The 11,420-nt window shown below is 46.7% G+C and carries 8 protein-coding genes; 7 read left to right on the top strand and 1 reads right to left on the bottom strand.

Annotation, left to right across the window (positions count from 1 at the left end; genetic code table 11):
* The first annotated feature begins 53 nt into the window (after nucleotides 1–53).
* The 4 genes from zwf to BSQ33_RS16305 all read left to right on the top strand — a co-directional run bounded on the left by zwf (nucleotide 54) and on the right by BSQ33_RS16305 (nucleotide 4,063).
* Nucleotides 54–1,556, top strand: coding sequence for a glucose-6-phosphate dehydrogenase (gene zwf, locus BSQ33_RS16320; RefSeq protein WP_021019162.1), 1,503 nt, complete (start codon nucleotides 54–56; stop codon nucleotides 1,554–1,556).
* On the top strand, nucleotides 1,553–2,269 hold the full coding sequence (pgl, locus tag BSQ33_RS16315) for a 6-phosphogluconolactonase (protein ID WP_021019161.1): 717 nt from the start codon (nucleotides 1,553–1,555) through the stop codon (nucleotides 2,267–2,269). Before zwf ends, pgl begins: the two co-directional genes overlap by 4 nt.
* Before the next feature lie 13 nt (nucleotides 2,270–2,282).
* The gene (gnd, locus tag BSQ33_RS16310; protein WP_021019160.1) at nucleotides 2,283–3,731 is read left to right on the top strand and encodes a decarboxylating NADP(+)-dependent phosphogluconate dehydrogenase; all 1,449 of its coding nucleotides are present in this window, start codon (nucleotides 2,283–2,285) and stop codon (nucleotides 3,729–3,731) included.
* A gap of 143 nt (nucleotides 3,732–3,874) precedes the next feature.
* Nucleotides 3,875–4,063 carry a hypothetical protein gene (locus BSQ33_RS16305; protein ID WP_088134680.1) on the top strand — a complete coding sequence of 63 codons (189 nt, stop codon included), beginning with the start codon at nucleotides 3,875–3,877 and terminating at the stop codon, nucleotides 4,061–4,063.
* A 67-nt stretch (nucleotides 4,064–4,130) separates the two neighbouring features.
* Here the strand turns inward: BSQ33_RS16305 and BSQ33_RS16300 are convergent, their stop codons facing one another.
* Nucleotides 4,131–5,267, bottom strand: a complete 1,137-nt coding sequence (locus BSQ33_RS16300; protein WP_088134679.1) for a GNAT family N-acetyltransferase/peptidase C39 family protein — start codon at nucleotides 5,265–5,267, stop codon at nucleotides 4,131–4,133.
* Between the two features lie 114 nt (nucleotides 5,268–5,381).
* Between BSQ33_RS16300 and BSQ33_RS16295 the strand changes: the two genes are divergently transcribed.
* The 3 genes from BSQ33_RS16295 (at nucleotide 5,382) to BSQ33_RS16280 (ending at nucleotide 11,354) form a co-directional block, all read left to right on the top strand.
* A complete protein-coding gene (locus BSQ33_RS16295; RefSeq protein WP_021019157.1) occupies nucleotides 5,382–6,833 on the top strand; it encodes a RimK family protein in 1,452 nt (483 codons plus the stop codon).
* A 316-nt stretch (nucleotides 6,834–7,149) separates the two neighbouring features.
* A complete protein-coding gene (locus tag BSQ33_RS16290) occupies nucleotides 7,150–9,747 on the top strand; it encodes an ExeM/NucH family extracellular endonuclease (RefSeq protein ID WP_088134678.1) in 2,598 nt (865 codons plus the stop codon).
* A gap of 1,175 nt (nucleotides 9,748–10,922) precedes the next feature.
* Nucleotides 10,923–11,354 (top strand): acetyltransferase, encoded by a 432-nt coding sequence (locus BSQ33_RS16280; protein ID WP_021019154.1) that lies wholly within the window; start codon nucleotides 10,923–10,925, stop codon nucleotides 11,352–11,354.
* Nucleotides 11,355–11,420 lie beyond the last annotated feature (66 nt).

Below are 11,420 nucleotides of genomic sequence, written 5' to 3'. Positions count from 1 at the left end.
TTGTGCTGTTACCGTTGGCACACGCTAAATACCTCGTTTTTAAGGGAAAGATGATGGTAATACCTGAAAACAGCAGCATCGTAATTTTTGGTGCTTCCGGCGATCTCACTTACCGCAAACTTATTCCTGCCTTATATCATCTATATGCAAACAACCAACTGCCAAAATCATTTGCAATATTAGGTGTAAGTCGAACGGAATATAGTGATGATTCCTACCGGGAAAGATTGAAGAAAACGCTTCAAGAGCTGGAAAAGACAGTTCCTGAAACGCTGGAATCGTTTTGCCAGCACCTTCATTATCAAGCAATTGATACCGCCAAGGTCGATGACTATCAGACATTGTCTGAACGGCTGGAAACACTGGCCGATCAATATAACTTTGAGCAACGCAACACTTTGTTCTATCTGGCAACACCGCCAAGCCTGTATGGCGTGATCCCCGGTTGTCTGGCCGCGCATGGATTAAACGATGAAGACCAAGGCTGGAAGCGTCTGATCATCGAAAAACCATTCGGCTATGACCTTGAGTCAGCGCAAGAGCTCGATATCGAAATCCACCGTCACTTCAAAGAACATCAAATCTACCGCATTGACCATTATTTGGGTAAAGAAACCGTACAAAACCTGCTGGTTTTCCGCTTTGCCAATGGGATGTTTGAACCACTCTGGAACCGCAACTTCATCGAGTATGTCGAAATCACCGGTGCTGAATTCCTTGGTGTAGAAGAACGTGGCGGATACTACGATAACTCGGGTGCGGTACGAGACATGTTCCAGAACCATCTGCTGCAAGTGCTGGCAATGGTCACGATGGAGCCGCCAGCCGCGATTAATGCGAATTCTATCCGGAATGAAGTCAACAAAGCACTGCAAAGTCTGCAACCACTCAGTGATGACGATCTCCAGCACAACTTGGTGCTTGGACAATACACCGAATCTGAAGTCCGGGGAAAATTCCTGCCGGGCTATCGGAATGAACATGGGGTTGCTGAAGATTCACGCACCGAAACCTATGTCGCGCTAAAAATGTTTATCAACAACTGGCGTTGGAATGGGGTGCCCTTCTATGTCCGTAGTGGAAAAAGACTACCGACCCGCGTCACCGAAGTTGTCATTCACTTCAAACCCACGCCACACCCGGTATTTGCTCAGAGCGCACCAGAAAATAAACTCGTGATCCGCATCCAGCCCGACGAAGGCATTTTAATGTGCTTTGGTCTGAAAGAGCCGGGGGCCGGTTTCCGAGCAAAAGAAGCATCCATGGACTTCCATTATACCTCTCTGGAAGAAACCAAAATGCTTACTGCTTATGAGCGTTTATTGCTCGATGCCCTAAACGGCGATGCAACACTATTTGCCCGCACAGATGCGGTTGAAGCCTGTTGGAAATTTGTTCAGCCGATTCTGGACTACAAACAAAACTCAACCGCTTTATATGGATATGCCTGTGGGACATGGGGCCCTAAAGAATCGGATGAACTGCTGCAAAGAGATGGCAGAGAATGGCGATTCCCCTGTAAAAATTTAACCAATACGGATTATTGTGAATTATGATCAACCACAAAATTTTTCAAACTGCCGATGAAGTCGTGCATTCGCTTGCTGACGACTTAAAAACCTATAGTGAACAGGGACGCCCTGTTCATATCTCTCTGTCCGGTGGTAGCACGCCTAAAATGTTGTTCAAGCTGCTGGCATCAGCCCCCTATGCGACATCAATTCAGTGGCACAACCTCCATTTTTGGTGGGGTGATGAACGCTGTGTCGCCCCTGACGATGCGGAAAGCAACTATGGTGAAGCTAACGCGCTCCTGTTTAGTCAGATTCAAATTCCGGCAGAGAATATCCACCGGATTTTAGGGGAAAATGATCCAGCATCTGAAGTCGAGCGCTTCACCGAAGAAATGCTGGCACAAATCCCGACTGAAAACGGAACCCCAGTATTTGACTGGATTCTGTTAGGCGTCGGTGCCGATGGACATACAGCGTCACTCTTCCCCGGCGCAACCAATTATCAAGATCCTGCACTGGCACTCGTGGCTTCTCACCCTGAGTCCGGCCAATTGCGTGTTTCTAAAAGTGCCAAAGTTCTTCAGGCGGCTAAACGAATCAGCTATTTGGTTCTCGGCGCAGGGAAGGCAGACATTGTCCATGAAATTCACACTACCGCTGCAGAAGCATTACCTTATCCAGCGGCTAAAGTTCAGTCCTCTCAAGGAGAGACTGAGTGGTATTTAGATAAAGATGCAGCAGCAAAGATTGCGTGAGGAGATAAATTCAATGAAAGGCGATATAGGTGTTATTGGTCTTGCGGTGATGGGGCAAAACCTAATTCTTAATATGAACGACCATGGTTTTACAGTCGTGGCACACAACCGGACCACATCCAAAGTCGATGAATTCTTAGCTGGCCCCGCCAAAGACACCAATATTATCGGTGCTTACTCTTTGGAAGATTTGGTTGAAAAACTAGAGAAGCCACGCAAAGTCATGCTGATGGTTCGTGCCGGTTCAGTCGTTGATGCATTTATCGATCAGTTAGCACCGCTCCTCGACGAAGGCGATATTATCATCGATGGTGGGAATACCAACTATCCGGATACCAACCGTCGTGTTGCTGCGTTGAAAGAAAAAGGCATTCATTTCATCGGTACCGGTGTATCCGGTGGTGAAGAAGGTGCGCGCTTTGGGCCATCGATCATGCCGGGTGGTTCACCACAGGCATGGCCAGCGGTCAAACCTATCTTTCAGGCCATTTCAGCCAAAACCGACACAGGCGAGCCTTGCTGTGACTGGGTTGGTAACGACGGTGCCGGTCACTTTGTTAAAATGGTGCACAACGGCATCGAATATGGTGACATGCAGCTGATTACTGAAGCTTATCAATTCATGAAAGACGGTCTTGGTCTGAGTCATGAAGAGATGCAACAAACCTTCAGCGATTGGAATAAAACTGAGCTGAACAGTTACTTAATCGAGATCACTGCGGATATTCTTGGCTATAAAGATGAAGATGGTAGCCCGCTGGTTGAGAAGATTCTCGATACGGCTGGTCAGAAAGGTACGGGGAAATGGACAGGTATCAATGCACTGGATCTCGGTATTCCACTGACCTTGATCAGCGAATCTGTATTTGCACGTTGTTTGTCAGCCCTCAAAGAGCAACGCGTTGATGCTGAAGCACAATTTGGCAAATCCATCGCGAAAGTGGCTGGTGATAAACAAGAATGGCTTGATGCATTACGTCAGGCACTGCTGGCTTCAAAAATCATCTCTTACGCACAAGGCTTTATGCTGATGCGTGAAGCGTCTAATGAGAACGGCTGGGAACTGAACTACGGTAACGTTGCACTCATGTGGCGAGGTGGCTGTATCATCCGTTCCGCATTCCTCGGAAATATCCGCGATGCGTATGATGCCAACCCTGAACTGGCTTTCTTAGGTTCAGATCCTTACTTTAAAGGTATTCTGGATCAGTGTCTTGCCGCGTGGCGTAAAGTGGCTGCCAAATCTCTGGAAGCCGGTATCCCAATGCCTTGTACAACATCCGCACTGACATTCCTGGATGGTTTTACCACGGCACGTCTGCCTGCAAACCTGCTTCAGGCGCAACGTGATTACTTTGGGGCGCATACCTATGAGCGTGTTGACCGTCCACGTGGTGAGTTCTTCCACACCAACTGGACAGGTACAGGCGGTGATACCGCTTCAACAACTTACGATGTCTGAGGCTCACAAATTAGAAAACAAATCGTTCAATTATTAATAGATTTGTGATTATTATTTGACCTTTCTATCGATGCTGCTTAAACTCAAGCAGCATCTTTTTTCCACCATCACATATCCACCGTAACAAATAGAGAGATCGAAAAATGTTCAACAAACATTATGTCTTTGTCCCTGCAGAACTTGAAATCGAAACGTTTCGCTCGCCAGAAACAAGCGAAATAACCACCACAGAAAGAGAGAAGCTGGTGCGCCAGGTTCAGGAACTCGGCATGCAACAATGCGCCACGATGCCTGAGCATAAAAAAAGTTCTGACTATAAACAATGTGCCTGAGCAGCTGCGCATCAAGCATACTGCAAAGACACATCGTCACTGACCTAACACGTTACGGATGCTCGTGTTAGGCGTAACTCAATTCAATCGCTTCATTCGATAGTTCAAGTGCTTTCCCCTTACGGATCACCACACAAGATGTCTGCTTCTGTTTGCCATAGCCAATGATTTGTGCGAGAACCGCTTTGCCGACCGGAATGTAAGCAGCAGAAACGACCTCAGACTGATCATCAACATGTGGATCATGAATAAAGAAAAAGTGTTCACTCATACCACTGAGTAAAATCCAGTGCGGTTCTTTGTTTCCCGTAAACCGATAAGTGCTGATTAGCAATAAAACACTCGCCCCCTCTTCCAACCACCCCTCAAACTGAGCTTGTGTCGGCGGCATATCAGTCACTGTGACATTCGAATACCCAGCCAACTGCTGACAAAAATCCTGATGGACTAATTCAATCACCGACTTTTTATTCAGGTCTCGCACACCATCAATGAATGGCACCGTCGAAGAGCGACTCCATAGCTCAACCTCAAATCCTCGCCGTGCCGCCGCCAGTGCCAAGCCGTGTCCGCTACATCCGCCATGTCCCGATGTCATGTAGATCGTGGTTGCCTCTCGCCATAACTGTAGCTCATGAGTCCGGGTCAGTTCGGTTGCAGGCTCAAAGCGCGCAAAGCTCATCAACAGACAAGCCGCACCACATGTAAACGGGGTTGTCTGGACATAAAGAGGCACGGGAATTTCCAAACGGGGTTCATGTGGATCGAGCCGTTTTTGCATCCGAATCCCGTCGCATTGATCATCGTAATAATGCACCAGTATTTTGAGCCGTTTATAGCCCATTTTTTCATATAATTTTAACGCTGCCCTATTGTCATCCCTGACTTCTAGTCGTAATGTACAAGCACCTTGATCAAGAGCTGCACGCTCACATTGTCCCACCAGTTGTTGGGCAATGCCTCGGCCTCTGAAGTCAGGGTTTACGGCAATCGAATACAACCTTGATAGCTGTGTACCTTGGTGAAACAGAAGTAAAGCATAGCCAGCCAATTGTGTGCCCGATTCGGCAACAAAAATGGCAGCATGTGCCGATTTCAGAAACCGCCGCATTTGACGTGGTGAGATTTTGTCTCCGGTGAAAAGCTGTTGCTCTAGTGCATTTAGCGCAGAAAGATCAGTGTGGTTCGCATGACGAATGTCCATACGATGCCTCAAAAGGTTAGAAGATTGCGATGCAATATTATGTCGATACTTTCCTCTCGACAAGAGACTTATCCTCATAAGAGACGAAGTATCATGCAACCGGAATGATAAGCCATGGCAAATCTTTTTATTGTGACCGATCACACCAATGACTGGCACCAATATTTCCCTTCCGATCAGGTTATCAGCGTTCAAAGCTACCTGAACACCAACTGGAAACCGACCCATAAGTCGATTCAGATCGTCAATTTATGCCGCAGTTACGACTATATGAGCAGTGGGTACTATTGCTCACTGATGGCAGAAGCGAGAGGACACCGCGTGATTCCCCGAGTCATGGCGATCAATGATATCCATCAGCCATTTCTGCACTCTTCGAATCTACTCAAGCTGAATAAACTCTATCCGTCCGAACATGCGTTGCAGTGCAAAATTTATTTTGGCCGCACACCACAAAACGGGTTAGAGAAGCTGGCACGTCATTTGTTTGAACAATTCATGATTCCGGTGATTCATCTAGAGCTATCAAGACATAACCAGCAGTGGCATATCAAATCAATTCAGCCATTTCCGTTTCAGGATCTAACCGACCCGGAGCAGGATTTCTTTATTGAATCGCTGGAAAAGTTTTCCCGCAAAGTGTGGAAAACGCCCAAACAAAACAAAGCCTCTCGCTATGATCTGGCAATGCTGACCGACCCAGAGGAAAAAATGCCCCCGTCGGATAAAGCCGCACTCAAGCGCTTCCAGAAAGCAGCCCAACGATTAGGCATGAATCTGGAAACCATTACAGCGGAGCATCTCTCTCGTTTGGGCGAGTTTGACGGGCTATTTATTCGTGCAACCACCAACATCAGCAATGAGACCTATCGTTTTGCAAAGACGGCAGAAAAAATGGGATTAGTTGTAATGGATGATTCCGAATCCATTATGAAATGCACCAATAAAGTTTTTCTGACCGAATTGTTGCAACGCAATCATATACCTACCCCAAAAAGTGTGATTGTGCAGAGCTTCGATCCGGACTGGCAGGAAAAGCTACTCTCTGAGCTATCATTCCCGATGGTGTTAAAAATTCCCGATGGTGCGTTCTCACGGGGTGTCATCAAAGTAACGGATATAAACTCGCTCAATCAAGAAGCAGCATTGCTGTTTGAGAAAAGTGCGCTGATTTTGGCTCAGGCATTCATGCCAACCGACTTTGACTGGCGTATCGGAATTCTCAATCGACAAGCGATTTTCTCATGTAAATACATGATGAGCCGCGGCCACTGGCAGATATATCACCACCATAACAATGGCAGAACAACGTCCGGCAGTTTTGAAACTTTGGATCTCAAACAAGTGCCCAAACATGTCATCGACACCGCCCTGAAAGCCGCCAATTTAATCGGTAATGGTTTATATGGCGTGGATTTAAAAGAGATCAACGGTCAGGTGTATGTCATTGAAGTCAATGATAATCCGAGTATCGATCATCATGTTGAAGATGCGTTCTTAGGGGACCTCCTCTACGATCGAATCATGACCGAATTTCTGCGTCGTATTCAGATGCGAGGATTCTGAGCTTCAGCCGTTTCGTGCCGCTGTTTGGCTCACATCTGACTCATCAATCGCCACCGCCCACTGCGGTGGCGGTTTCCCCCGCTCTCAACACTGACTTTGTTGCATATATAACTGTGACTCATCTCGATTTATTGATGCTATTTATGCGATGCACTTCTCAAGTTCATTGAAATGTATTTTTAGTTTCATATTAAAAAGTAAAACTAAACCGTGAAATAGTTGGTCATTTTCGTAGTGAGTTATCAATTTTGATGCATTGATTACTTACGAACGAAATCTCACATAATCATGGAAAACAACGTCAAGTGGATCAGAAATGAAAGTCAAAACCTCATTATCATGTCTTTCGATTGCCATCGGAGGCATTCTTTCGCTCTCGGCGCACGCTGATATTCTCCTTTCACAATATGTGGAAGGCTCCGGGTACAATAAAGCCATCGAAATAGCCAATACCGGAGATGAAGCACGCGCTCTGGACGGCTATACGCTGGCAAAATCAACCAACGGGAATGGCGAGTGGCGCAATAAACTCCACCTCGACGGGCGGAACATTCCGGCTCACGGGGTGCTCGTGATTGCCAATAGTCAGGCCGGCGGTGACATTCTGGCGGTCAGTCAGGAAACCAATACCACCGTCCTGAACTTTAACGGCAATGACCCGGTCGCTTTACTCCGTAACGGCGTAGTACACGATGTGATCGGCACGATGGGCGGCAGCGATTTTGCCAAAGACGTCACCTTGGTGCGCCAATCCAGTCATTTAACCCCTTCACCGACCTATGTCGAATCACAATGGACTCGTGCCGAAAAAGACAATATCGACGGGCTTGGCACTATCGACATCGATAGTTCTGGCTCAACCTTTACCTGTGAGGGTGAATCCTTTATCTCCATCCAAGAAATTCAGGGAGAAGGCAGCCGCTCGCCACTGCTCAGTGGCTCAAGTAACACCACTGATCAACAATATACCGTTCGGGGAGTCGTCAGCGCCGTTACAACAGGGCTGACCAAAGGCTTCTATCTGCAAGCGCTGGAAGACGACTACAATAGCAATACCTCGGAAGGTCTTTTCATCTACACCGGTCAGTCAGCCGCTGCTCTCAAACCCGGTGATGTGGTCTGCGCGAAAGGGAAAGTCAAAGAGTATTATGATTTGACCGAACTCTCGGCTGATAACCATCAGTGGGTCAAACAGGGAGCGCAACAACCGCCACAAGCAACCGATATTGTCTTAGCCGCAGGGGATGATAACTTTGCCCAAACGCTGGAACGCTATGAAGGGATGCTGGTTAACCTGCCATCCACGCTGGACATGCGAGTAACCCGCACGTTCAGTTATGACTATGACGCCAGACGCAACAATATGGTACTCGCTCAGGGGCGTTTAAATGTCCAGCCGAACCAAAACTTTGCAGCAGGGTCAGAGCAAGCCAAGCAGCAAAGTCTGGACAATGCCCGACATCGTCTGTTTGTTGAGTCGGATCAGGTTGCTGATGATGGCAAAATCCCTTACTACCCGCAGTTTGGCCGGAGCGATGCTGATCAAGACGGTTCGACCGAAGATTACATCCGCATCAACGATACCCTCAGCGATGCTCAAGGTGTGCTCACTTACAGTTATGGTGAATATCGCCTGATCATGACCAATACACTGACTCAGGATAACTTCGTTCACAACTCACCACGCCGCGCTTCACCACAATTGCAAGACGGTGGAGACCTGCGTATTGCCACGTTCAATGTGCTGAATTATTTCAATTCTCCATTTGGCGGTGATGCGAATCCTTATGGCAGTAACCGCGGCGCAAAAAGTGCCGGTGAATTTGCCATTCAGCAAGAGAAAATTGTACGTGCAATCTTGCAGCTCGATGCTGATATTGTCGGCCTGATGGAAATTGAAAATAACGGTTTCGGCGATGGCGGTGCCATTCATCAGTTGGTCGAGCAGCTCAATCAACAGATAGACAAACCGGAAAACCGCTACCATTATGTGACGATAGACAGCAATCAGGACGGCACCATCGATTCACGGGATACTGTCGGCACCGATGCGATTACCACAGGCCTTATCTACCGCAATCAACATGTCTCTTTAACCACGCCACGTATCATTCATATGCCATCGCAACAAGCACCTGCTGTGTATGACAAAGACGGCAATATGATTGAAGATGGTAAAAACTATCAGCGTGATACCCTCGCCCCGACATTTAAAGTCAGTAGCAGCAACGGCACCGAGCAAACACTCACCATTGCAGTGAACCACTTTAAATCCAAAGGCTCAGCCTGTTGGGAAGATGCGGCTGCGGTTGAAAATGGCGGACAAGGTCAGCAAGACCCGGATTTCCAAGGCTCATGTGAGAACTTCCGCGTTGCCGCTGCCGTCGCACTGGGAGACGCGTTGAAAACCATCGAGGGTCATCAAATCATTCTCGGAGATCTCAATGCCTACGGCAAAGAAGATCCATTGCTGGTACTGACCGATTACACTCCTGAGAAATATGGCAAAACCATCCATGCAGCCAGAAATACTTTCATCAATGGCAAACCGCAGTTTGGCGATCAAGGAGCTGACATCACACATGGCTACGGTTATATCAGTGCAGTGAGTATGATTCATCCTGACAACTGGAGTTATTCGTACAATGACGAAGTGGGCTCTTTAGACCATATTTTGATTAGCCCAAGTCTGAAAACGCACGTAATTGATGCCACCGACTGGCATATCAATGCGGCTGAGTCTTCTCTGTTTGATTACAATAACAAATATAAAGGCGACCTCCCTAAATACCGCGACCAATACCGGGCATCAGACCATGATCCTGCGGTTCTGGAACTAAAAATGGGCGGCTCGGTCAGTGGCGTGCTATTGGTTTCTCTGTTTGGGTTATTGGCGATTCGACGTCACGCCTAATCAATACCTTTCTTCAATCAGGGGACGCTTGTCCCCTGTCATTGTTTTGGGGCTGGCATTTGCCTGATCCTGAACGCGTCACCGCTGCATAAGCACTTTTGCTATTTCTCCCCGCCTCCGGCTCCTAAATTTGACGCACAATTGCGTTCCTCAATTTCAGAGACATCGTTACTCAGTGCGCCAGTTCATCTTTCAAAGATGAAAGACGAACCATTCATCCATGAATGATTTTCTTTGTTTGGTGGATAATTTGAGTTGGGGAGAAACCCTTTTGAAAGCCAATGAGTCTCTGAACTCAGGGGAAAAATCATGGACGATTTTTCAGGATTGCTTGAGCAGGATGCGAATCAATCCACCCCTGATAACGCGTACTGAACCAGAAAAGATGCTTTTGGTTCCTTTTGACATCTATCAAAAGGAACTGGGGTGTATCCGAAAATGCTAATGAAATCAATGAATATGATTGCGTCCCAAACATCCATATCACAAGTCTTATTAGTCTAGCCTTTGGCACCGAATTTTGACGCACAATTGCGTTCCTCAATTTCAGAAACATCATTACTCAGTGCGCCAGTTCATCTTTCAAAGATGAAAGACGAACCAGAAAATCTTTTTATTGGGCTTGGGTGTGCGCTTTCCAGAACCGACTTTTACGGGCGTCCTGCCCGGAAAAGCCTAACCATTCATCCATGAATGATTTTCTTTGTTTGGTGGCTAACCTGAATTGGGAGAAACCCTTTTGAAAGCCAATGAGTCTCTGAACTCAGGAAAGTCATCGCACATCACACCACAGCAGTATTATTTCTCTTGATGATCAAAACGCTGAAATTTTTTACAAAACCTATCTGCATCAAAAAATATCATGTTTGTGTCAATTTTTTCTGGCGATTTTCACTAACCTATTCAATGCTATTTACTGTGTTTAAGTGCTTATTTACGAACCAATGGCGCTTATCCGAGATGTATATGGTGGTGGGAACGTCAGTCAATCATTTATGAGCAAATTAGACAGCGTTGTACTGTGATTTCTGATGTAGTGATGTTTTTACTGGTATTTTGTTTGTTTTTTCATGCGATTAGGACGGAAATCTCATCAAGGAGCGGTAAGTTATACAGAAGTATTCCTGTAGAGTGGTTCTGTATAATAACTGTTAAATTTTCAATCGGGTTTAGTGATGAATATTGAGATCGTAGAAAAAGCAGATCACCTTCATCTGATAGAAGTCTGGGAAGCGTCGGTCAGGGCAACGCATGATTTTCTGGCTGAAGATGATCTACAGGAGTTAAAGCCGTTAATTCTAGAACAGTATTTTGACGCAGTTGATTTAAGGTGCGTTAAAAACGGTAACGGTGAAATTCAGGGATTCTGTGGAGTACATGACGGGAATATTGAGATGTTGTTCATCTCACCTGATGCACGTGGCAAAGGCATTGGTGCCATGTTAGCGGCCCATGCTATCAAAGAGCAGGAAGCATCAAAGGTTGATGTAAATGAGCAGAATGAACAGGCGCTAGGTTTTTACCAGCATATTGGCTTTAAAGTGGCAGGTCGATCACCAGTAGATGGGCAGGGCAAGCCTTATCCTTTGTTGCATATGGCGCTATAAAAATTTAACAAGGCTAGGCACTGCGACGTCTTTTTCGTTGTGGCTTCGCCTTCACTACAAGGCCGC

This window comes from Vibrio gazogenes (genome assembly GCF_002196515.1).
Lineage (GTDB): Bacteria > Pseudomonadota > Gammaproteobacteria > Enterobacterales > Vibrionaceae > Vibrio > Vibrio gazogenes_A.
Note: the sequence above shows the minus strand (reverse complement) of the source record. Positions and strands in the feature narration are given on the sequence as shown.